The sequence below is a fragment of the Halovibrio variabilis genome (assembly GCF_007991175.1).
Lineage (GTDB): Bacteria > Pseudomonadota > Gammaproteobacteria > Pseudomonadales > Halomonadaceae > Vreelandella > Vreelandella variabilis.
Genome location: NZ_BJXV01000002.1, coordinates 330,224 through 351,484, shown reverse-complemented (window position 1 = coordinate 351,484; position 21,261 = coordinate 330,224). Strand labels below are relative to the sequence as shown.

Here is a 21,261-nt window from a genome sequence, read left to right as displayed (position 1 = left end):
TACTCCTGGTCGCTAGTAATCGTTATGTGCGCGCTGAGCGGCTCGCCCGCGAGGCCCGTGAAAGTAGTCTTGAATCCATTCGTCCTGGGTTTCGGCCACCTTGTCGATAGTGTCCACTACTAAGACGTGTTTTTGCGACAGCACCGCTACCCGATCACAGGCGGCATACAGGGTGTCCAGGTCGTGGGTGACCAGGAAAACGCTGAAACCCAGCGCATCGCGAAGCGTTACCAGCAACTGATCGAAGGCGGCTGCGCCGATAGGGTCCAATCCTGCAGTGGGTTCATCGAGAAATAGAATATCAGGATCAAGTGCTAAGGCTCGGGCCAAAGCAGCGCGCTTGACCATGCCGCCAGACAGCGACTCAGGAAATTGAAGCGCTGCTTCCGGGGAAAGGCCGACCAGCGCAAGCTTGACCCGAGCGAGGTGTTCGGCATCTTCCCGCGGTAATTTAGCGTGCTCAATCAGCGGTAGCGCAACGTTCTCCTGCAGATTCAGCGAGCTAAATAGCGCGCCGCGTTGAAACAGCACGCCAAAGCGGCGTTCTATTTGGCTGCGCTCCGCTTCGCCAAGCGTATTCAGCGGAGTGCCCAACACCTCTACCGTGCCGCCGTTAGGGCGTTTCAAACCAATGATACTGCGCAAAAGCACCGATTTACCGGTACCAGAACCGCCCACAACACCGAGAATTTCCCCGCGTTTAAGGGTTAGATCCAAATTATCGTGAACGACAACAGAGCCAAATCGATTGATCAAGCCCCGAACCTTAATGACCGGTTGGCTGGTTTGCTCTGTTGGTTTATCTGAATTCGTCACCAGCCCATCTCCATAAAGAACAGCGCGGCGACGGCATCAATCAGAATCACCATAAAAATCGACTGAACGACACTGGAAGTCGTGTGTTCGCCCACCGATTGTGCGCTGCCGCTGACCTTAAAGCCTTCAAGGCAGCCGATAACGGCAATCACAAAGGCAAACACCGGCGCCTTGCTTAGGCCTACCAAAAAGTGCGTCACCGAGACGTCTTTTTGCAGCGTTGCGATAAACTGGCCCAGCGAAATATCCAGTGACAACGACGCCACCATGGCGCCACCGGCTAAACCGCTGAGCATGCCTACAAAGGTGAGCAGCGGCAGGCTAATCAGCATTGCCATCACGCGGGGCAGTACCAATAGCTCGATGGGGTCCAGCCCCTGCGCCTGCAGGGCATCTATTTCTTCGTTGGATTTCATGGCGCCAATTTGCGCCGTAAAGGCGCTGGCGGTGCGCCCAGCCAAGAGAATGGCGGCTAGCAAAACACCAAACTCACGTAGAAAAGAGAAAGCCACAAGGTCGATGGTATACACCGTGGCGCCAAAATCCTGCAAAACGGTAGCGCCAAGGAACGCCACTACTGCCCCAACCATGAACGTTAGCAGGGCGACGATGGGTACCGCATTAAGGCCGCTCTGCTGAACATGGGCCACCGTGGCGGTCACCCGCCAGCGGTGTGGCCGCAATGCCAGATGGAAAAGGGTGGCAATCACCAGGCCGATAAATGCCAACAACTGACGCTGCTGCGCCCATAGCCCCGCCATGTGCTGACCAATGTTGGCAAGCGTTTGGTTGATACGCGAATAGGCGGGCGGGTCAACGATGAGCGGCGCTTGCATGGCCTCGGCAATACGTATAAGTAGGGCCTGCTGCACTTTAGGCAGTTCAGTTGCCCATTTAGCGACCGAATGCGCTTTTTCGACGCCGATAAGTTCGACAATAAGAACGGCGCCCGCGGTGTCGAGCCGGGTGATCGCTGCCAACGAAATAGCGCCTGTCGCTTGACTGATGTGCTGCTGACGAAGCTCGGCTTTAATGCACCGGTAATTGGCAAGCGTCCACTCACCCTGCAACGTGAGTGATTCATCACGGCGTGCTATCCACTCGCTTGGCATCCCCGCTCCTTGGCCTAATTAATACTGATGCGCTAGTTAACACGCTTATGATGCATTCAAACAGGCGTTAGTAAAAGCTTCACAGCGCACGCTCAGGAAAATTCACGCCAGGCGGCATAAGTACTGAGAAAGACGCGTCCGGTCAGCGCCTCTAAAAAATCACTCTTCTTAAGCTGATCCATCACCGGGCCTTTTACCTCGGATAAGTGCAGTTTTACATCGGAGTCTTTTAAGCGGGCATTGATAGCCTCTAGGCTCTCAAGCGCCGAGGCATCAATTAAATTGACTGCCGAACAGATCAACACAACGTGTTCCAGCTCAGGTTGGCTCGCGACAAGGTTATAAACGGTGTCCTCTAAATAGCGCGCGTTGGCAAAGTAGAGGCTCTCGTCGATGCGTAGAAGCGCCACATTGCTAACCGTTTCCACATCGTGACGTTCCGTGTTGCGAAAATGCTCGGTGTCAGGAACGCGTCCCACCAGCGCGCTGTGGGGGCGGCTTGTGCGGTATAAAAATAGTGCAATAGACAGGGTGACACCGCCAATAATGCCAGCCTCAACCCCTTCGCATAACGTCAGCAGAATGGTCACTGCCATGGCGGCAAAGTCGCTGCGCGAATAGCGCCAGGTTTGGCGCAGCATGGGAATATCGACAAGCGTCAAGATCGAAACGGTAATCGTCGCGGCCAGTGTCGCGATGGGCAGATAGAAGAGCCAACCGGTAAACGACATTGTCACCAGCGCGATACCCAGTGCCGCAAATGCCCCCGCGGCGGGTGTTTGCGCGCCCGCATCATAGTTGATCACTGTGCGCGAAAGCCCGCCAGTAACCGGCATGCCACTCGATAAACCGGCGGCCAGATTGGTGGCCCCCAGACCGATCAATTCTTGATTGGGTGAAATGCGTTGACGTCGTTTTGCCGCCAGCATCTGACCCATGGAGACCGACTCGACAAAGCCGACGAGGCTAATCAGCAGCGCGGGAATTAACAGCGCGCGCCAGAGCGAATAGTCGCCCCAGGGGAAACTCAGCGCCGGTAAACCACCAGGAATTTCCCCCACCACCGCAACGCCGCTAGCGGCTAATTGCCAGTGCCAGGTCACTAAAGAGGTGACAACGACTGCAAATACCGGCCCGGATTTGGCGATTAGGTCCGCCAGGGTAAGGGGCAAGCCGGCTTTATGTAGTGTGGCTTTGCCAAAACGGCGTATCGTAATCAAAAACACCAGCGTACCGCTGCCGATCAGCAGGGTGGGCAGATTAAAGGTGGCGAAGTTGGGTACCAGCGTCATGAGGCGCTCCACCAAGGTAAAGCCACTGCTTTCCACCCCTAGCAAACTGCCCAACTGGCTGGCGGCGATTAAAATGCCCGACGCCGTTAAAAAGCCCGAAATGACAGGGTGGCTGAGAAAATTACTAAAAAAGCCCATTTTCATTAATCCCATCGCCACCAGCATGCCGCCAGAAAGCAGTGAGAGAATGAGCGCCGCCTGTAAATAGGTGTCTGTGCCAGGCATGGCGACAGAGGAGAGCGCCGCACCGGTCATCAGGGCAATAATCGCGACGGGGCCTACTGCTAGCGTTCGGCTAGTGCCAAACAGCGTATAGATTAGCTGGGGAAGAATGCTGGCATACAGCCCAACCACCGCCGGTAAGCCGGCGAGCAGCGCATAGGCAAGTGACTGGGGAATGACCATCACTGTGACAATCAACCCTGCTAAGAGGTCAGCGCCCAACAGGCGCTTATGGTAGTGGGGCAACCACGTCAAAATGGGCAAATAGCGCTTAAGCATGGGGTCCAGTGGTTTTATGGCTAAGCAGTGAGGGTAAGTGATAATTCATTTTGTGTCAGTGCTTATATTCATTTGTGCTTCAATACAGCGGTGACAGACGAGCACCTTTGCACAACATTCATCTTCCCCTCCCAAAGTGCTAGTTATTTAAACTGTGTAACCCGTTAAGCTTAGAAATAAAGGAAAGTTAATCATGCTTTCTGCAAGGTAATCTTCACTCAATAACGTCAACAAAAGAGATCACCTCATGCGCATAATGCTATTGCTGGTTCCGTTACTGTTGTTGGTACTGTCGGCTGTGCTTGCCGCCCAAGGTGGCCTCTGGGGGTATGCGGCGTTGGTGAGTGCCGCTTTCGGCGGTGGGGCCCTGTTGTTGAGCGTTTTTGAGGGCGTGCACCGCGCTGGTCAGCACCGCCTTGAACAGCACCAGCGTGGCGTCAAGTCACTGCGTGATTACCGCTCGCTGCGCGCCATGGCATACCGGCTAATGAACCGTGCCAGCAGCACTGCGATTGCCTCGGCAGAAGTCTCGCACTATGCCGACCTGATGGATCACCGCCTTACCCAGCAAGAGACCATGGCCCGCGAGGCGTCATCAAGCATGACCGCCATTAATGCCGCTATTATGCAGGTCAGCGCCAGCGCCAGCCAAGTAGCGGCGCTGGCAGAGAGTGCTCGGGAAGCTAGCCATCACAACCATGCCGAACTGGATGATATTGTCCAGGACATGAGTGATGTTGCCGACCGCTCCAATCAAGCGCTGGAGATGCTCACCGCGCTGAACGATAAAATTGAGCGCGTACGTAGCGTTACCTCGATGATCGAGGATATTGCCGAACAGACGCATTTACTCTCGCTCAACGCGTCAATTGAAGCGGCACGCGCTGGTGAACACGGGCGAGGGTTTGCAGTGGTTGCGGGTGAAGTGCGCAATTTGGCACTAAAAACCTCTACTGCAACGCAAAGCGTCGATGAGTTAGTGAAAGACATGCATGAGAGCGGTCAATCGGTAGTGGTCACGATGGGCGATTTAATGACGCGTATCAGCGAGCGTTCCAAAGGGTTACAAGGAGTCGGCAGCAGTCTGGGGACAATGACCCAAGAATTTGACCAGGTGCAGAGTGAAATTACCCGCGTCGCCGATGCGATGGAAAACACTCGTCAGCACAGCCAAACCGTGGCAGATAGCCTGCGTCAGTTGGAAGACGATGTCGATGAAGGCAATCGCAACATGCACGACCTAGCTGAGCAGGCGCGATCACTCATGGAGGCCGCGGAAGGGGTCGACGGTGAACTTGCGCAGCAGCATTTAGAAGGGCGTCACCAGCAAGTGTTTCATGCCGCGCGATCAACCGCTGATAAGCTGGGCAAGCTATTTGAAAAAGCCATCGCCAGTGGTGAGCTTGCAGGCACGACGCTTTTCCAGCCCCGCTATGAACAAATTCCCGACACTCAGCCGCCGCAGTATAAAACCGGCTTTGATAGTTTCACGGACAGGTACCTGCCGGATCTGCAAGAGCCTTTGCTCACTCAACTTGGTTTAAGCTATGCCATCGCCTGTGACCGCCAGGGCTATGTGCCCACTCACAATAAAGCGGTCAGCCTTGAGCCAACCGGTGACTACGCCCACGACCTGAAATTCTGCCGCAACAAACGTATTTTCGATGACCCGACCGGCAGTCGCTGTGGTGCTCATGAAAAGCCATTGCTACTGCAAACCTACAAGCGTGATACCGGTGAGATCATGCACGACCTTTCTGTGCCGGTGTATGTTCAGGGCAAACACTGGGGCGGCTTCCGCGTTGGCTATCAGCCCGAGCGCGATCACCCGCCAGAGGTTATCGCCGATGCCTCGGCACCGCTGGCGTTAGCTAGCCACCGCGTAGCGCGTGCGTGACTGCCACGCCGACCACGAGTAGAGCGCGAGCCCAATCCAAATAAGCACAAAGGTCGCCAACTGGATAAGGCCTAATGGTTCGCCAAACACGCTAAGGGCGATAAGAAATTGAATGCTGGGGTTGATGTACATCAGAAACCCCAGGGTCGCCAAGCGCAGTCGGCGGGCAGCGCCAGCAAACGCCATCAGTGGCAGCGCCGTGAGAGCACCACTGGCGATTAACAGCCCGGTGGTCGATGTATCCTGCAAAAAGTGAGAACTGCCGTTCCAACTTAGCCACCCTAAGGCGATAAGGCCGAGGGGGAATAGCAGCAGGGTTTCGACAAACAGCCCGGAAAGTCCGTCCAGCGGCACCTGCTTACGAAATAGCCCGTAACTGCCAAAGCTCAGCGCCAATACCAAACTAATCCAAGGCAGCTCGCCGAGCATCACAAACTGGGTGGCAATGGCGATAGTGGCCAAGCCCAGCGCGACCAGCTGCAGCTTTGCCATCACTTCCCGCAGTACCAACATGCCCAGGGCAACGTTAACCAGCGGCGTTAAGAAGTAGCCCAGGCTTGCCTGCAATACCTGTTTAGATTCCACCGCATAGATATAGATGCCCCAGTTAAAAGCGATCAGCAACGCACAGGCCAACACCCGACCCAGCCGTTTGGGCTCCCCCAGTGCGGCGACCACCGGCGGCCAGCGGCGCAATAAGGTGATTAAACCAACTAGAAATATACATGCCCATAGAATACGGTGAATCAAGATTTCGAACGCAGGAACGCCGTCAAACAAGGCAAAAAATAGTGGAAAACAGCCCCACATGGTGTAGGCGGTTAACCCGAACATGACGCCTTTGACTGCTTCAGGGTCGCGTGTTGGAGTAGGAAGCATAGCAGCCTCATTATTTAAAGAGGCTAATCTATCATAAACGTTGTCATAACACTGGTTGAATGGAGGTGTTGAATGAGCGAACTTGGAACGAGCGAACTTAGAACCAGCCTGGTCCAGTGCGATTTACGCTGGGAAGATCCCCAAGCGAACCATGCCCACCTGGAACAATTGTTGGGTGAATTGGACAGCCACGATACCGACCTGATTGTGTTGCCGGAAATGTTTGCTACCGGTTTTACCATGAACTCGCGTGAAATGGCCCAGCCAATGGCACAAAGCCAGAGCGTGGCCTGGTTGCAGGCTCAGGCACAGGCACGTAACTGCGTGATGACCGGCAGTGTGGCGATCGAAGAGGGCGGCGAGTTTTATAATCGCCTGATCTGGGCGACACCTGACGGTGAGCTAACCTATTACGACAAGCGACACCTATTCCGGATGGCCGGTGAGCATGAGCGCTACGGCATGGGCACAGAGCGTAAAATCGTCGAACTCAAGGGGTTCAAGCTGCTGCTTAGCGTTTGTTACGACTTACGTTTTCCGGTGTGGATGCGTCAGCAGCCTGCGAAAGGCGATCATTTCGAGTATGATGCGCTGCTGTGTATCGCCAACTGGCCAGCACCGCGTCGCCAACCCTGGCGGACGCTACTGCAAGCCCGGGCAATAGAAAATTTAAGTTATGTCATTGGTGTGAATCGCGTTGGAGAAGACGCCAAAGGGCTTGCCTACAGTGGCGATTCCTTATTAGTCGACTTTAAAGGTGAACCGCTCATTGACCACCCTGCTCATACCCCGTTTATCGAAACGGGCACGCTGGATAAAACTACCCTTGATGCTTTTCGTGAAAAATTTCCTGCCTGGCAAGATGCCGACCGTTTTGAGCTGCTGCCAGGAGTGGGTTAATGATGCGCCTTGATCGCTTCTTAAGTGAAACCTCGCCGTTAACCCGTAGCCTCGCCAAACGAGCGCTGAAAAACGGCGAGGTCACCCTGAACGGTGAGCCGATTAAGCAGTCGGCCACTCAGATCGATACCGATAACGATGTTGTTGTGCTGAATGGCGAACGACTGGCACTGGTCGGTTTACGCTACATTATGCTGCACAAGCCGGTCGACGTTGAGTGCAACGCCCGCCGGGGGCTTTATCCACGAGCGATCGATTTAATTGATCTGCCCAAAGTCGAGCGCTTACAGCCGGTAGGGCGGTTAGATGTGGATACCACGGGCCTGCTGTTGTTAACCGACGACGGCCAGTGGTCGCATCGCGTTACGTCGCCGCGCCACCGTTGCGCCAAAGTGTATATCGCCGAGCTTGCCGAGCCTATGGAAGGCGCGGCGGCGGAGTGGGCGATTGGCCAAGTCGCCGACGGCCTGATGTTAGATGGCGAGGAGTCGCCGACGCACCCGGCAACGCTGCGGCTTTTATCGCCGACCCAAGCGGAGCTCACCATTACCGAAGGGCGTTACCATCAGGTAAAGCGTATGTTTGCCGCTTTGGGGAATCACGTGAACTCACTGCACCGGAGCTCCATCGGTGATTTAGTTTTGGATACCAACCTGGCGCCCGGCGAGTGGCGAGAATTAACCGCCGACGAAATCGCGCTTTTCTGAGCCTTTGTTTAAGGTCTCCTTAGCCGCTGCCCCCACGGGTGAGCGGCTTTATTTTTAGCTAAATATTTATACCGTTATCTTACATGTTTACCATAAGCTATTGCCTAGAGCGTATACTCGTCAGCAAGAAGAGCGCTAGCTGAAGTTGCCTGCCACCTGTGCTTTTGGCCGTTTCAGTTAGCCGTTGCTTCGTCTTGAGTGGCTAGATGCGCCGCGGCAATCAGTGCTTGGGTGTAGGCGTGTTTGGGGGCTGATAAAACCTCTAGACAGGGGCCTTGTTCGACCACTTCGCCATCCTTGAGCACCATAATGCGATGTGCCATGGCGCGCACAACGGCTAAATCATGGCTGATAAATAAATAACTAAGTTGGTGCCGCGCCTGTAGATCGCGCAGCAGAGTGACCAGCTGCTTCTGTACGGTACGGTCTAACGCCGAGGTGGGTTCATCGAGCACCAATAGCTCGGGCTCCAAAATAATGGCCCTGGCCACGGCAATACGCTGGCGCTGGCCCCCGGAAAACTCGTGGGGGTAGCGGGCGGCGCAGCTCTCGGGCAGCCCAACTTCGTGTAGCGTTTGTTTAACCCGCTGGGTGATAACCTCAGTGGTCAGATGGGGGTAGTGAAAACGCAGCCCTTCGCTAACGATATCAAACACCGGCATTCGCGGGGAAAGCGCGCCATAAGGGTCTTGAAACACCATTTGCAAGCGGTGGCGCTGGCGCCGCAACGCATCGCCGGTCAGGCTGCTAAGTGTGTCGCTACCCAGGGTGATCTCGCCTTGGCTAGTGACCAAGCGCATGACTGCCGAGGCGAGGGTGGTTTTCCCCGACCCGGACTCACCCACAATGCCCAGGGTTTCCCCAGGGGCGATATGCAGGTCGGTCGGCTGAACCGCGACAAAGGCGGGCGGCTGGCGCTTGAACAAACCGGTGTTGGGACGTTTAAAGCTCACGCTTAACTGGCGCGCCGTGAGTAGCGGCGGCGCCTGCGCAATGGCCTGGGGTCTGCCTTCCGGCTCGGCGGCGAGCAGCGCCTTGGTATAATCACTTTGCGGGTGCTGAAAGACTTGCTCCACCGGGCCGATTTCCTGAATGCGTCCTTGATACATCACGCAAATACGGTCCGCGTAACGGCGCACCAGATTTAAGTCATGGCTGATAAACAGCATGCCCATACCATGGTGGTCACGCAGCTCGCGCAGTAAGGCGAGAATGTCTTGCTGTACCGTTACGTCCAGCGCGGTAGTGGGCTCATCGGCAATCAGCAGCGATGGGTTGTTGGCAATCGCCATGGCAATCATCACCCGCTGGCGCTGCCCCCCTGAAAGCTGGTGGGGCCAGGCATTCAAGAGTTCATCCGGGCGCGGCAGCTTAACGTGTTCCAGCAATGCTTTGCTACGCTCACGTGCCGCCTGGCCACGTAGGCCTTGATGCAGCCGCAGCGCTTCAGCGATTTGCTTGCCAACCCGGTGCAGCGGGTTAAGCGAGGTCATTGGCTCCTGGAAAATAAAGCCGACGCGATTGCCGCGTACAGCGTTCCACTCAGTTTCCGTTAAGTTGGCCAGGTTGGTCTCACCGAGCCAGCGTTCGCCTTGAAGGGTGGCATTACTGGGCAGCAGATTAACCATGCCCAGCGCCGATACCGATTTACCCGAGCCTGATTCACCCACGATTGCCAGGGTTTCACCGGTATTGACGCTGAGCGATAGCGAATGCACCACCGGGCTGCCATCAAAAGCAATATCAAGGTTGTCGATGCGCAGCAGTGGATCAGACATGATTGGGCTCCTGGGCAGGGCCTGTTTGGCGCTGCTGCACGTGGCGCGGGTCAAAGGCGTCGCGCAAGCCTTCGCCGATAAACACCAGTAGCGAGAGCATGATCGCCAGCGTCATAAACGCCGTGATGCCCAGCCACGGGGCGTGTAGGTTGTTTTTGCCCTGGGCCGCCAGCTCACCGAGGGATGGCGCGCCAGGCGGCAGACCAAAACCGAGAAAATCCAGCGCGGTCAGGGTGCCAATCGCACCGGTAAACAGAAACGGAATAAACGTCAGCGTGGCGACCATGGCGTTGGGTAGCACGTGGCGCCACATAATTAAGCGTGACGGCAACCCCATGGCTTTGGCGGCGCGAACATACTCCAAATTGCGCGCGCGCAGGAACTCGGCGCGCACGATATCCACCAGGCCCAGCCACGAGAACAGCAGCATAATGCCCAGCAGCCACCAGAAACCCGGCTGCACGAAACTGGCCAAAATGATCAGTAAAAACAGTACCGGTAGGCCCGACCAGATTTCGGTAAACCGCTGACCAATCAAATCAATCTTGCCGCCAAAGTAGCCCTGTACGCCGCCAATCACCACGCCCATCACTAACGATCCGGCAGTCAGTACCAGGGCAAAAGCGACCGAAAGCCGGAAACCGTAAATGACCCGAGCCATTACATCACGGCCTTGGTCATCGGTGCCCAGCCAGTGGCGGCTATCGGGAGGTGCCGGGGAAGGGCGGGTCATGTTCATATCCAGGGTCTGGTAGGAAAACGGAATGATCGGCCATAGCGCCCAGCCATGATCGTCAATCTGCTGCTGAATAAACGGGTCTAAATAATCGGTACGTGTGGGTAGAAAGCCGTCGAACTCGGTTTCGGGGTAATCCACCAGCAACGGAACATACCACTGGCCGTCGTACTGCATAACGATGGGTTTATCGTTCGCGATCAGCTCGGCAAACAGACTGAGGATAAACAGCGTGCCAAACAGCCACAGCGACACGCGTGCGCGGCGGTTGGCTTTAAATGCGACGATACGGCGGCGGGTAATCGGCGACAAACGCGATGATAAAGAGGCCATTATCACGACTCCCGGGTCGAAAAATCGATACGCGGGTCTACCCACACGTAGGTCAAATCAGAAATCAGCTTGAGGATTAAGCCGATCACGGTGTATAGGAACAGAGTGCCGAATATCACCGGGTAATCGCGCTGCATCACCGCCTCAAAACCGAGCAGGCCCAGCCCGTCCAGCGAAAAGATAACTTCGATAAGCAGTGCCCCGGTGAAGAAAATGCCGATCATGGCGGCGGGTAGGCCCGCGATAATGATTAGCATGGCATTGCGAAATACATGGCCATAAAGCACCCGGCGCTCGTCGGCGCCTTTGGCACGCGCCGTGATGACATACTGCTTATGGATTTCATCGAGAAAGCTGTTTTTGGTCAGCATGGTTAAGGTGGCAAAGCTGCCAATCGAGGCGGCGATAACCGGCAGCGTGATGTGCCAGAAGTAGTCTTTGACTTTGCCCCAGGCCGAAAGCTGGTCGAAGTCGGGTGAGGTCAAGCCGCGTAACGGGAATACGTCCCAGTAGGTGCCGCCGGCAAACAAAACGATCAATAGAATCGCAAACAAAAAGCCGGGGATGGCGTAGCCGACAATCACTAACCCCGACGACCAGACGTCAAACCGGGAGCCGTGGCGCAGGGCTTTTTTAATGCCTAACGGGATAGAGATTAAATAGACTAGCAGCGTGGTCCAAAGCCCCAGCGAAATGGACACCGGCAGCCGCTCGATCATCAGCTCGGTGACCGGGCGGTCGCGGAAAAAGCTGGTGCCAAAATCAAAGGTCAGGTAATCCGCCATCATGCCGATAAAACGCTCATGGGCGGGCTTGTCAAAACCAAACTGCTGTTCCAGCTGTTCAATAAAGCGCGGGTCAATGCCGCGGGCACCTCGGGAGTCGTCGCTAACCTGAACATCGGCGCCGCCCATATCCAAGCGGGTGCTAGCCATGGCGTCAGCCCCTTCAAAGCGTGCCAACATCTGATCAATCGGCCCGCCCGGCGCCGCCTGAACAATAATGAAATTGAGTAACATGATCCCGAAAAGCGTCGGAATCATTAACAGCAGTCGGCGTAGGGTATAGCGTGCCACAGAGCACTCCGAGGTTTATGACCATGAAACCGTTAAGGGTAAGCCATTGCAATCAAGGGTTGTCATACCGACACGGTTAGCGGTCGCGGTGACGGCGCTGTAATTCTGCTTCACGGTCGGTGTCTACCCACCACGCATCCAGGTCCATGGCGTACTTTGGGAAGGGTTCGGGGTAGCCAAACTTATCCCAGATCGCAATGCGTGTTTCTCCCGAGTGGTAGTGGGGAATCACATAAAACCCCCAGCGCAGCACCCGGTCCAGCGCACGCGCGGCGGTATCCAGCTCCTCGCGGCCATCGGCACGAATGATGTCTTCCACCAGCGCATCCACCGCTGGGTGGGCCAACGCCATTCGATTACGGCTTTGTGGCGCTTCGGCGGCGGCGCTGGTCCAGAAATCGCGCTGCTCATTGCCCGGGTTATTGGACTGCGGAAAGTGGCTGATGACTATGTCATAGTCGTAGTTGCGCTGTCGGTTTAAATACTGGTTGATATCAACGATACGCATGGAGGTTTGCACCCCTAAACGGGCCATATTGCGCAGCATGGGCTGAACCACGCGTTCGAGCCCAGCGTCGTAGAGCAACACTTCCAGGCTTAAGGGTTGCCCGGTTTGTTGATTAATGAGTATTCCGTCTTCAACGCGATAGCCCGCTTCGCGGAGGAGATTGAGCGCTTTACGCAGTCGCTCGCGCAAATCAGTTGGCTGCTCAATAGGTAGCGGTTCGGTGAACAGGCGGTCAGAGCCGTGGGAGGCGATCAACTCTTCCCGAAAAGGTTCCAGCAGCGCCAGCTCCTCTTCTGAGGGTAGGCCGGTGGCTTCCATTTCAGAATTTTGGAAGAAGCTTTCCGTGCGTTGGTAGGTATCGTAAAAAATATTGGTGTTTAGCCACGGAAAGTCGAAGGTGAGGCTTAATGCTTCGCGTACCCGCGGATCCTGAAACTTGTCTTTGCGCAGGTTGAAGACAAACGCCTGCATCATGGAAGGGTTAACGTCGGGTACCGTTAGCCGCTTCACCAGGCCCGCTTCATAGGCCGGAAAATCATAGCCAATCGCCCAGGTGGAGGCGCGGGCGTCGGTACGAAAATCCGTCAGACCGGCTTTAAACGCCTCCCAGGCAATATCGCGGTCACGGTAGTAGTCGTAAATAATATGATCAATATTGTAACGGCCAACGTTGACCGGTAACTCTTTACCCCAGTAATCCTCATCGCGCTTAAATACGATCCGCCGCCCCGGATCAACTCCGCTAATGCGATAAGGCCCCGAGCCCGGGTGGGCCGCCAGAGTAGGTGAGGTAAAGTCCCTGGGTTCCCAGTAGTGGCGGGGGAGTATGGGCAATTGGGTAACGATTAGCGGCAGCTCGCGAGACTCAGCGTCGTTCAAGGTAAAGCGCACCTGGTGTTCGTTTAGCGCAATGGCTTCGTCGACGCCTGCGTAGTAGCTGGCGTAAAACGGATTACCCTCTTCACGGAGTAGGTTGAGCGAAAACACCACATCGTAGGCAGTCACCGGTTCGCCGTCTTGGAAGCGCGCTTCAGGGCGCAGGTCGAACTCGATCCACTGTCTGTCAGGGTCCAGGCGCACTCCCTCGGCCAGTAAGCCGTACAAGCTAAACGGCTCGTTAGGGTTGCTGGCCATCAGCGTATCGTAGATTTGTGAAATGCCGGTGGCGGGGGTGCCACGAATAATAAAAGGGTTGGTGGAATCGAAGCTGCTGCCTACGGCGGTGCGGGTAATGGTCCCGCCTTTGGGTGCTTGGGGGTTGACATGCGGAAAGTGGGCGAAACCTTCTTCAAGCGCGGGACTATCGTAGAGCGATAGTCCATGCACGGTTTCGACCGCCTCATCTGCCGTGACACCCGATACGCTCAAGACAACGTAACTTATGAACAGAAGCGTTTTGGTAAAAAATACACCACGTGGCATTGGTGACTTCCCATGTGAACACAGCCTACTGGTTGACGTGCTGCTTCAGCAGTACGGTGTTAAGCGCGTTTAGCGGCCTGAAATCGATAGCAGCTGGCCCGGTTGTAAATAGCCGGGGCGGTCAAGCGCATTCCAGCGTATCAGGTCTTGCTGGTCAATATTGTAGCGGGCCGCAATGGTAGAAAGGCTATCGCCACTTTCAACACGGTAGGTATCGGCGCTATCGCTTTGTGCGATTGCTTGGCTGTTGCCTTGGGCCAACTGAGCCAATGCCCACGAGTCGACTTCTTCAGGTACGAGAAGCGTTTGGGTGCTGCGTGGATCAATACGGCCGTTGAGCAGGCCAGGGTTAAGCTCAGCGAGGGCCGATTGCCTCACTTGAAGCATTTGCGATGCCTCGGAAAGGCTAACTGCATGGGCCAGCTGCACCTTCGCAAACGCCGGTTCGGTATGAATCTCAGGCAACGTCACATGGTAACGCTCGGGGTCATTGATGATGGTCGCAATGGCTTTCAGTTTGGGTACGTACTGCATTGTTTCGTAGGGTAAAGAGAGGTCCCAGTAGTCACCGTGCAAGCCTTGGCGCTGTGCTTGGCGAAGGGCGTGGTTGACCGTGCCAGCGCCTGCGTTATACGCCGCTAATGAAAGCATTAAATCGCCTTCATACCACTGGTCGGCCTGCATTTCCAGGTAATCCAGCGCCGCTTCGGTGGAGGTGACTACGTCTAGCCGCCCGTCGTAATTCCCGTTGCGTACTAGCCCTAACGCGTCTCCGGTAGCGGGCATAAACTGCCACAGTCCTGCAGCACCGCGGTGGCTTTTTGCCCCAGTGTCAAAGGAGCTTTCTACAAACGGAATTAGCGCGACTTCGCCGGGGAGTCCACGTTCGCTCACCTGCTGAGTAATCCAGGCAAGCCAGGGCCTCGCACGCTCGGTAATCGTGGCAATGTTTTCAGGGCTTGAGCGGTAGTGCTCGATCCATTCATCCACCCTTGCCTGGGCGTCGGCTGGCAGGATCTTATCTTGCCATTGAAAGCTTTTACGCAGCGTTGTCCAGGCGTCCTGGGGTTCTAACGTCAAAGCTTCCCAGAAGTTCGTTTGGAAAGGCGTGGGACGCGGCTGGGTAGTGTTTGCCGACGCACTTGCCGAGCCATTGGCTGTTTCATAAGCCGGTGCGGAAGCTTGAGTGCTTGTGGCAGCGGCTAACATTAGCCCCGTCATTAGCGTACTCACTGCGCTTAGCAGCAAGCGTTGGCGAATTGTTTGATAGGTCATAGTGTCATTTGGTTGGTTTCGATAGCGTTCTTAAAAACGGTTCTTCCACTCACGCAGCGTGGTGAACGTCGCGAGATCATTATCATTGGCTCCCTGAGTGCCTGCCGCTTGGCGCACACTGTCTGTGTTGACGCGCAGGTAGGGATTGATTTTCAGCTCGCGCCCTATCGTACTGGGTAAGGTGGGGCGATCCAGTGCCCGCGCCTTTTCACACTCCTCTAAGGCGTGCTTGACGTCTTCATTTTCCGGGTCCGCAGCACGGGCAAACGTAAGGTTTGCCTGGGTGTACTCGTGCGCAGCAAAGACCAAGGTATCTTCGGGGAGTTCCGCAAACTGTTTCAACGCGGTGAACATCTGCTCGGGTGTGCCTTCAAATAAGCGGCCGCAGCCAGCGCAAAACAGCGTATCGCCGCAAAACAGCAAGGCAGGGATGCCCGCGGTAAAATAGCTGATATGATCCAACGTATGCCCAGGGGTGGCCATGACGTCGAAGAGACGGCCCATAATACGTATTTCATCGCCATCGCCAACGGCTTCGTCGATGCCTTCGATCGACGAATTGGCCGGGCCGATGACGTGTGGCGAGTAGCGTTTGATTAATTCCGCTAAACCACCGGTATGGTCATGGTGGTGATGGGTAATTAAGATGCTGTCTAGGCTTAGCGACTCGCGTTCTAGAAACTCGATAACCGGGGCTGCTTCACCAGGATCAACCACGCAAACGCTTTGACTGGTATCTTGTCTGAGTAGCCAAATATAGTTGTCGCTAAGGGCCGGGATCGGTGTCACGCTCATCATCGACGAGATCCTTTAGTTTCAGGAAACGGAACTCACAAAATAGAGCTCATAAAAAAGCGCACAACAGCCAACCAGTCATTTAGTTAACTGTTGCGCCTATGGTGTATAAGCGCTAATCGGTGCGTAAAAGCCGCTAAAAGTCGTTACTTTGGAGGGAAGCGTTGTTCATGTCAAATTCGACGACGGCAACAACACTCGCCAAGCGCTTAACCAGTAGCCAGACTTACTGGCAGAGTGAAGCGGGTCGTTCGTTATGGGAAACCCAACGTGCTTGCCTGGGGCCCGTGGTGGAAACCCGAGTGGGTGGCCACAGTTTGGAAATGAGTATGGGCCCGGCCATGCTGACCATGTCGGCGATTCCTCATGCCCTACGCTGGTCGCCAACCCGCCAGTTGGCCGACCACGACAGCACGTTGATATGCCCGCCGGATCAGCTTGCGCTGCCGGACCACTGTTTGGATATAATGGTAGTTCACCACTGGCTAGAGTGCTTGGACGATGCCCATTTCACCCTGCAAGAGGCCGCGCGGGTGACGGCCGACAATGGCATTTTGGTGCTGTTTGGCTTTAATCCTATTGGGGTCAGTGGGCTTGCGCGCCAATGGCGTAAGCGCCAACAGCAGTTTCCTTGGAACGGTACCTGGCGCTCCGCGCGCCGTCTTCGCGACTGGCTGGCGTTTGTCGACTTTGAGGTGGAGCGCGTAGACTATTGCTGTTTTCGTGGTAGGACGAGTGCTAAGTGCGGTGAGCATTGGGAGTCATTAGGGCGTCGGCATAATGTGCCCTTCGGCGAGAGCTATATGATTCAGGCTCGGCGGCGACAGCGGCACGCGCCGGTTCAGAGGTTAAAATTTGGCTTAAAGGCGCCCGTCTCACCGGCAGCGCTAGGCGGCGTTACCCGGTCAGGCTCATCGGCCCATTATCAATCCAATCCGCCGCATCTAGCCCGGTCTCAAAAAGCTAAGTCTCAACAGGCCTTGCCTCAACAAACCCAGGCGCATAAAACCCAGGCGCATCAAAGTAAGGATCAAGAGAGTGACTAATGAGGCTGCCGAGCAGTTACCCCAGGTCACGGTGTATACCGATGGCGCCTGCCGGGGCAATCCAGGACCCGGCGGATGGGGCGTCGTGCTGGCGAGTGGCGAGCATGAAAAGGCCTTAAAAGGCTACGAAGCCGAGACCACCAACAATCGTATGGAACTGATGGCCGCGATCTCGGCGCTGCGTACGCTGAATACCTCTTGCCAAGTGGCACTATGGACCGACTCGCAGTATGTTCGCCAAGGGATCACCCAGTGGATCCATAATTGGATCAAACGGGGCTGGAAAACCGCGGCCAAACAACCGGTTAAAAACGTTGAACTATGGAAAACCCTTCACCAGGAAACCCAGCGTCATCAGATAGAGTGGCACTGGGTAAAAGGGCATAGCGGGCACCCCGGCAATGAACGCGCCGATGCCCTGGCCAATGAAGCTATTGATGAGCACCAAAAAAGGAGAGCATGATGCGCCAGGTGATCTTAGATACTGAAACCACCGGTATCGATCCCAAAGATGGGCATCGCTTGGTTGAGATTGGCGCCATTGAAATGATCAACCGTCGTTTCACCGGGCGCACCTATCACCAGTACATTAACCCTGAACGGCATATCGACGCCGAAGTTGTCGCCGTTCACGGCATTGATAACGCCAAAATTGCCAACGAGCCGGTGTTCGCGCAAATAGCCGATGAGTTTTGGGCGTTTATCGACGGCGCTGAGCTGGTTATCCATAATGCTCCCTTCGACGTGGGGTTTATTGACCACGAGTTGGGCATGCTGAATAAGCAGCGCAAATCCCCCGCGTTAGGGCCGGTACGCGATCATTGCGCGATATTAGATACGCTGCCCATGGCCCGGAAAATGCACCCCGGCCAGCGCAACAGCCTTGATGCGTTGTGTAAACGCTACGCTATCGATAATGGCCACCGGGTATTGCACGGCGCGCTGCTAGACTCAGAAATCCTCGCTGAGGTCTACTTGGCGATGACCGGCGGTCAAACGGCGCTGACGCTAGACGCTGCCTCGGCCTCAGAACAAGCCCAGGCAGATGTGTCCAGTGAGGGGCTGTCGATTCAGCGGCTTGCCTTAACCCCTGGTCAACTACGTGTGGTGCGTCCTTCTGCTGATGAGCAAGCGGCGCATAAGGCCAAGTGTGAGGCGCATCAACTTAACTGGTTTGAGGGTGCGGCGAGCGATGCTTAGGCGAGAAATCCCCCACCACGAACAATCTGGGCGCGTGATCCGGCTGTCGCGCAGTCTGATAGCCCCTGCGCCTTTAAAAGCAGATGAGGGGTTAACCCCGCTTCAGCCGCATCAACCCTGGACAGCGCAAATGCAGCCGCTGTGCTATTGGGATGATGAACCGGTGGCGCTGCTCGTCGAGCCGCAAGCGGAAAGTGGCTGGATTGATGGTCGTCAATGGATGAGCGAGCTATCGACGGCGTGGTTCAGCCTGTTGTCGACGGCACTACAGGTAGGCGCTTGGCTAGAGAATCACCGCTTTTGTGGCCGTTGTGGAGCGCCGGCGACCAAGCTGACGTCGGAATTCGCCATGCACTGCCACGCCTGCGGGCACCGCAACTATCCGCGTATTTCGCCGTGCATTATTACCCTGGTGACGAGCGGTGAGGCGATGCTATTGGCGCGCAGCCCGCGCTTTCCGCCGGGGCGCTACTCGACCCTGGCAGGTTTTGTCGAGCCGGGCGAGTCGGCGGAGGAAGCGGTGCATCGTGAGGTCTTTGAGGAAGTGGGGGTGCATATTGATCAGCTGCGCTACCACCATAGCCAGGCCTGGCCATTTCCCCATTCGCTGATGTTCGGTTATTTCGCCGAGGCGACCACGCGGCGCATTCATATTGATGGGGTGGAGATCAGCGATGCCGCCTGGTTTTCGCCCCGCCAATTGCCGTCGCTGCCACCACCGTACTCGATATCCCGAGAGCTCATTGAAACCCATTTGGCACGCTGGCGCGAATAACCGGCGCCGCCTGCTGGTATGACAATTGCTCATTAGGAAATATGTTAATCAGTCGCTCGGGAATAAGTTAGTCAGCTTAGTGGCCAGCATGACATTGCCGGTTGCTTTCAGCTTTCCGGTCATGAAGGCGGTCATGCCATTAACATCGCCGTTCATAATGCCCTTCAGTGTCTCGGTGGTAAGGCTTAAACTAACGGAAGGATCATCGTGCTCTCCCTCCTGTACATCCAGCGTGCCATCCTTGATATGAAGGTAATGGCTGCCAGCATCGGTAAAGTGAAACTGAAAAATTTCGTTCATGCCCTCGGCTGCTTCAGGGTTGAAGCGCGCTTGCAACTTCTCAAGGGTGTTTGTCGACATCACATTGCTCTCAGTTAAGTAAAGTAAACCAAGGCTAGCGACACTAGCCCGTAGACACAAGCGTGTAAGCAAACGAGATTATTTCATACAAGCGTTTCAATCAAGCGCCATGGTGGTGCATTCCCGGCGCGCAGGCCTACGCCACTGGCGGTAAAAAATTTAATAAACGAACGGAGAACGTCAATGAATGAATGGGTAGCAGAGATAGGCACGTTTATTGTGCAAACGACCATTGTGATGGCGCTATTAGGCGTTGGCTTGATCCTGATTACGCGGACAAAGCAAGACAAAGAAAGTGACTTAAAACTCACTATCGAGCCGCTTAACGACCAACGTCGCTATAGAGCACGCCGTTTACGCCTGGCGGCCACGCAGGCCTCGGCACGTAAAAAGCTGCTGAAAGCATTTCGTCATGACGATAAAAAGCGTCACAAGAGCGCAAAGGGCAATCAGCAAGCGACAGAGGAGCCGCGGGTTTGGGTATTAGATTTTCATGGCGATATTAAAGCATCGCAAACCGAGCAACTTGCCCAAGAGGTCTCCGCGATTATCGATGTGGCTAACCAGGACGATGAGGTCGTCATCCGCCTGGAATCAGCGGGTGGGCTAGTGCATGCCTATGGCTTGGCGGCGGCGCAGTTAGACCGGCTACGTGCGGCGGGGCTAACCACCACCGTGTGTATCGATAAGGTAGCTGCTAGCGGTGGTTATCTAATGGCCTGTACGGCACACCACATTAAAGCGGCGCCCTTCGCCGTGATTGGCTCAATCGGTGTGGTGGCGCAAGTGCCCAACATCCATCGGCTGCTTAAACGCCACGACGTTGATGTTGAGCTGCTGACCGCCGGCAAATACAAGCGCACCTTGACCGTGTTAGGCGAAAACACCGAAGAGGGCAAAGCGAAATTCTTAGAAGACCTAGAGAACACCCACCGACTGTTCAAGGGCTACGTGGCCGAACGCCGTCCCGCGATGGACATTGAGACAATCGCTACGGGGGAGATTTGGTACGGCAGTGAAGCGCTGTCCGAATCGCTTGTCGATAGCGTCGGTACCAGCGAAGCCTACCTGGTTGAGCGCATGGCGCAGGCCCGCGTGTATAGCGTAAAACTCGAGCCTCCCAAAACCATGACGCGCAAGCTAGGGTTGGCCGTTTCGGCCGGGGTTGAACGAGCCGCCCTGAAAACGCTAGGGCTTATCGACGCCGCCGGTTGGCAGCGGCACTGATGCCCAAGCGCTCGCATTAGGCTGCGTAGTGATGCGCCAAGGTGGTAATAACCGCTTTGGCGCTTTCACTGCTCAATGAATAATAGATGGTTTGCGACTCCCTTCGTGTATCGACCAGCGCGTCACGTCTTAAAATAGCCAAATGCTGGGAAAGCGCCGATTGACTTAGCGCTAACTGTTGGTTGATCTGCGTCACTGACAGTTCTTTTTCAGCAAGCAGGCAGAGAATTTGCAGGCGCTTTTCGTTTGCTAGCGCTTTTAGCAGGTTGGTTCCCTCCTCAATAGCACGGCAATTGTGTTCTAGCAGGCGTGAAGCGGCGCTTGTAGCAGACATAATAATCTCCTTGCCTACACTGTTTACTTCAGCGTGTTAATCAGCATTGTTATAAGTTGTCGAGGCATCATCGCGTCGCGAAGATTCAGTTGTTTAATGATCAGTAATTTAGCGAGCTTTGTCCAAAGTGCCGTTTAACGCTTAATCAATGGTAGGCGGTCGACATCCTGTCGACAATTTGTTGGGAGTACCTGCTGCTTTGGTCGCTATTTAGCCCATAGTATGAGGGCGTCGCGGTGATTTACTTTATAAAGTGTCAACAATTGGGTTGCGCCCTCAAAACAGGGCTTCG

At 55.4% G+C, this 21,261-nt stretch carries 20 protein-coding genes; 8 read left to right on the top strand and 12 right to left on the bottom strand.

What is annotated here, in order from left to right:
- Positions 1 to 12: 12 nt before the first annotated feature.
- From HVA01_RS03575 to HVA01_RS03565, 3 genes are all read right to left on the bottom strand, one after another.
- On the bottom strand, positions 13 to 816 hold the full coding sequence (locus HVA01_RS03575) for an ABC transporter ATP-binding protein (RefSeq protein WP_146873151.1): 804 nt from the start codon (positions 814 to 816) through the stop codon (positions 13 to 15).
- The gene (locus HVA01_RS03570) at positions 813 to 1,928 is read right to left on the bottom strand and encodes an MlaE family ABC transporter permease (RefSeq protein ID WP_146873150.1); all 1,116 of its coding nucleotides are present in this window, start codon (positions 1,926 to 1,928) and stop codon (positions 813 to 815) included. Before HVA01_RS03570 ends, HVA01_RS03575 begins: the two co-directional genes overlap by 4 nt.
- A gap of 92 nt (positions 1,929 to 2,020) precedes the next feature.
- Positions 2,021 to 3,721, bottom strand: a complete 1,701-nt coding sequence (locus tag HVA01_RS03565) for a SulP family inorganic anion transporter (RefSeq protein ID WP_146873149.1) — start codon at positions 3,719 to 3,721, stop codon at positions 2,021 to 2,023.
- Positions 3,722 to 3,968: 247 nt separating this feature from the next.
- On the opposite strand from HVA01_RS03565, the gene HVA01_RS03560 reads away from it, so the two are divergent.
- Positions 3,969 to 5,618 (top strand): methyl-accepting chemotaxis protein, encoded by a 1,650-nt coding sequence (locus HVA01_RS03560; protein ID WP_146873148.1) that lies wholly within the window; start codon positions 3,969 to 3,971, stop codon positions 5,616 to 5,618.
- Here the strand turns inward: HVA01_RS03560 and rarD are convergent.
- Positions 5,589 to 6,497 (bottom strand): EamA family transporter RarD, encoded by a 909-nt coding sequence (rarD, locus tag HVA01_RS03555; RefSeq protein ID WP_146873147.1) that lies wholly within the window; start codon positions 6,495 to 6,497, stop codon positions 5,589 to 5,591. The two genes, HVA01_RS03560 and rarD, sit on opposite strands and share 30 nt — an antisense overlap.
- A gap of 72 nt (positions 6,498 to 6,569) precedes the next feature.
- Between rarD and HVA01_RS03550 the strand changes: the two genes are divergently transcribed.
- A complete protein-coding gene (locus tag HVA01_RS03550; protein ID WP_146873146.1) occupies positions 6,570 to 7,397 on the top strand; it encodes an amidohydrolase in 828 nt (275 codons plus the stop codon).
- Positions 7,398 to 7,399: 2 nt separating this feature from the next.
- Positions 7,400 to 8,104, top strand: a complete 705-nt coding sequence (locus HVA01_RS03545; RefSeq protein WP_146873216.1) for a pseudouridine synthase — start codon at positions 7,400 to 7,402, stop codon at positions 8,102 to 8,104.
- A gap of 173 nt (positions 8,105 to 8,277) precedes the next feature.
- On the opposite strand, the gene HVA01_RS03540 is transcribed toward HVA01_RS03545, so the two are convergent.
- The 6 genes from HVA01_RS03540 to gloB all read right to left on the bottom strand — a co-directional run bounded on the left by HVA01_RS03540 (position 8,278) and on the right by gloB (position 16,030).
- Entirely contained in the window at positions 8,278 to 9,882 is a 1,605-nt protein-coding gene (locus HVA01_RS03540) for an ABC transporter ATP-binding protein (protein WP_146873145.1), read from the bottom strand.
- Complete coding sequence (locus HVA01_RS03535) at positions 9,875 to 10,951, bottom strand: ABC transporter permease (protein WP_146873144.1); 1,077 nt, start codon at positions 10,949 to 10,951, stop codon at positions 9,875 to 9,877. Before HVA01_RS03535 ends, HVA01_RS03540 begins: the two co-directional genes overlap by 8 nt.
- A 2-nt stretch (positions 10,952 to 10,953) precedes the next feature.
- Entirely contained in the window at positions 10,954 to 12,027 is a 1,074-nt protein-coding gene (locus tag HVA01_RS03530; RefSeq protein WP_146873143.1) for a microcin C ABC transporter permease YejB, read from the bottom strand.
- A 76-nt stretch (positions 12,028 to 12,103) separates the two neighbouring features.
- Positions 12,104 to 13,957 (bottom strand): extracellular solute-binding protein, encoded by a 1,854-nt coding sequence (locus HVA01_RS03525; protein ID WP_146873142.1) that lies wholly within the window; start codon positions 13,955 to 13,957, stop codon positions 12,104 to 12,106.
- 69 nt (positions 13,958 to 14,026) lie between these two features.
- Complete coding sequence (locus HVA01_RS03520; RefSeq protein ID WP_146873141.1) at positions 14,027 to 15,232, bottom strand: transglycosylase SLT domain-containing protein; 1,206 nt, start codon at positions 15,230 to 15,232, stop codon at positions 14,027 to 14,029.
- A 30-nt stretch (positions 15,233 to 15,262) separates the two neighbouring features.
- Positions 15,263 to 16,030 (bottom strand): hydroxyacylglutathione hydrolase, encoded by a 768-nt coding sequence (gene gloB, locus HVA01_RS03515; RefSeq protein WP_146873140.1) that lies wholly within the window; start codon positions 16,028 to 16,030, stop codon positions 15,263 to 15,265.
- A 167-nt stretch (positions 16,031 to 16,197) separates the two neighbouring features.
- On the opposite strand from gloB, the gene HVA01_RS03510 reads away from it, so the two are divergent.
- The 4 genes from HVA01_RS03510 to nudC are packed head-to-tail and all read left to right on the top strand — an operon-like array spanning position 16,198 to position 19,048.
- Positions 16,198 to 17,073, top strand: coding sequence for a methyltransferase domain-containing protein (locus HVA01_RS03510; protein ID WP_146873139.1), 876 nt, complete (start codon positions 16,198 to 16,200; stop codon positions 17,071 to 17,073).
- Positions 17,066 to 17,536, top strand: a complete 471-nt coding sequence (gene rnhA / locus HVA01_RS03505; RefSeq protein ID WP_146873138.1) for a ribonuclease HI — start codon at positions 17,066 to 17,068, stop codon at positions 17,534 to 17,536. The genes HVA01_RS03510 and rnhA overlap by 8 nt, the downstream gene beginning before the upstream one ends.
- Positions 17,536 to 18,273 carry a DNA polymerase III subunit epsilon gene (gene dnaQ, locus HVA01_RS03500; RefSeq protein WP_146873137.1) on the top strand — a complete coding sequence of 246 codons (738 nt, stop codon included), beginning with the start codon at positions 17,536 to 17,538 and terminating at the stop codon, positions 18,271 to 18,273. Before rnhA ends, dnaQ begins: the two co-directional genes overlap by 1 nt.
- Positions 18,266 to 19,048 (top strand): NAD(+) diphosphatase, encoded by a 783-nt coding sequence (nudC, locus tag HVA01_RS03495; protein ID WP_146873136.1) that lies wholly within the window; start codon positions 18,266 to 18,268, stop codon positions 19,046 to 19,048. Before dnaQ ends, nudC begins: the two co-directional genes overlap by 8 nt.
- A 48-nt stretch (positions 19,049 to 19,096) precedes the next feature.
- Here nudC and HVA01_RS03490 read toward each other — a convergent pair whose 3' ends face one another.
- Positions 19,097 to 19,408 (bottom strand): SCP2 sterol-binding domain-containing protein, encoded by a 312-nt coding sequence (locus HVA01_RS03490; protein WP_146873135.1) that lies wholly within the window; start codon positions 19,406 to 19,408, stop codon positions 19,097 to 19,099.
- Positions 19,409 to 19,591: 183 nt separating this feature from the next.
- On the opposite strand from HVA01_RS03490, the gene sohB reads away from it, so the two are divergent.
- Positions 19,592 to 20,635 (top strand): protease SohB, encoded by a 1,044-nt coding sequence (gene sohB, locus HVA01_RS03485; RefSeq protein ID WP_146873134.1) that lies wholly within the window; start codon positions 19,592 to 19,594, stop codon positions 20,633 to 20,635.
- A gap of 16 nt (positions 20,636 to 20,651) precedes the next feature.
- Here the strand turns inward: sohB and HVA01_RS03480 are convergent, their stop codons facing one another.
- Positions 20,652 to 20,972 carry an ArsR/SmtB family transcription factor gene (locus HVA01_RS03480; RefSeq protein WP_146873133.1) on the bottom strand — a complete coding sequence of 107 codons (321 nt, stop codon included), beginning with the start codon at positions 20,970 to 20,972 and terminating at the stop codon, positions 20,652 to 20,654.
- Between the last annotated feature and the right edge of the window lie 289 nt (positions 20,973 to 21,261).

What these genes read in the sequence shown, in the direction of transcription:
- HVA01_RS03565 (WP_146873149.1), bottom strand. Translation starts at nt 3,721, where the DNA reads ATGCTTAAGCGCTATTTGCCCATTTTGACGTGGTTGCCCCACTACCAT.
- gloB (WP_146873140.1), bottom strand. Translation starts at nt 16,030, where the DNA reads ATGATGAGCGTGACACCGATCCCGGCCCTTAGCGACAACTATATTTGG.
- HVA01_RS03540 (WP_146873145.1), bottom strand. Translation starts at nt 9,882, where the DNA reads ATGTCTGATCCACTGCTGCGCATCGACAACCTTGATATTGCTTTTGAT.
- HVA01_RS03510 (WP_146873139.1), top strand. Translation starts at nt 16,198, where the DNA reads ATGTCAAATTCGACGACGGCAACAACACTCGCCAAGCGCTTAACCAGT.
- nudC (WP_146873136.1), top strand. Translation starts at nt 18,266, where the DNA reads ATGCTTAGGCGAGAAATCCCCCACCACGAACAATCTGGGCGCGTGATC.
- sohB (WP_146873134.1), top strand. Translation starts at nt 19,592, where the DNA reads ATGAATGAATGGGTAGCAGAGATAGGCACGTTTATTGTGCAAACGACC.
- HVA01_RS03535 (WP_146873144.1), bottom strand. Translation starts at nt 10,951, where the DNA reads ATGGCCTCTTTATCATCGCGTTTGTCGCCGATTACCCGCCGCCGTATC.
- dnaQ (WP_146873137.1), top strand. Translation starts at nt 17,536, where the DNA reads ATGCGCCAGGTGATCTTAGATACTGAAACCACCGGTATCGATCCCAAA.
- HVA01_RS03560 (WP_146873148.1), top strand. Translation starts at nt 3,969, where the DNA reads ATGCGCATAATGCTATTGCTGGTTCCGTTACTGTTGTTGGTACTGTCG.
- HVA01_RS03490 (WP_146873135.1), bottom strand. Translation starts at nt 19,408, where the DNA reads ATGTCGACAAACACCCTTGAGAAGTTGCAAGCGCGCTTCAACCCTGAA.
- HVA01_RS03550 (WP_146873146.1), top strand. Translation starts at nt 6,570, where the DNA reads ATGAGCGAACTTGGAACGAGCGAACTTAGAACCAGCCTGGTCCAGTGC.
- HVA01_RS03570 (WP_146873150.1), bottom strand. Translation starts at nt 1,928, where the DNA reads ATGCCAAGCGAGTGGATAGCACGCCGTGATGAATCACTCACGTTGCAG.
- HVA01_RS03545 (WP_146873216.1), top strand. Translation starts at nt 7,400, where the DNA reads ATGCGCCTTGATCGCTTCTTAAGTGAAACCTCGCCGTTAACCCGTAGC.
- rarD (WP_146873147.1), bottom strand. Translation starts at nt 6,497, where the DNA reads ATGCTTCCTACTCCAACACGCGACCCTGAAGCAGTCAAAGGCGTCATG.
- HVA01_RS03520 (WP_146873141.1), bottom strand. Translation starts at nt 15,232, where the DNA reads ATGACCTATCAAACAATTCGCCAACGCTTGCTGCTAAGCGCAGTGAGT.
- HVA01_RS03525 (WP_146873142.1), bottom strand. Translation starts at nt 13,957, where the DNA reads ATGCCACGTGGTGTATTTTTTACCAAAACGCTTCTGTTCATAAGTTAC.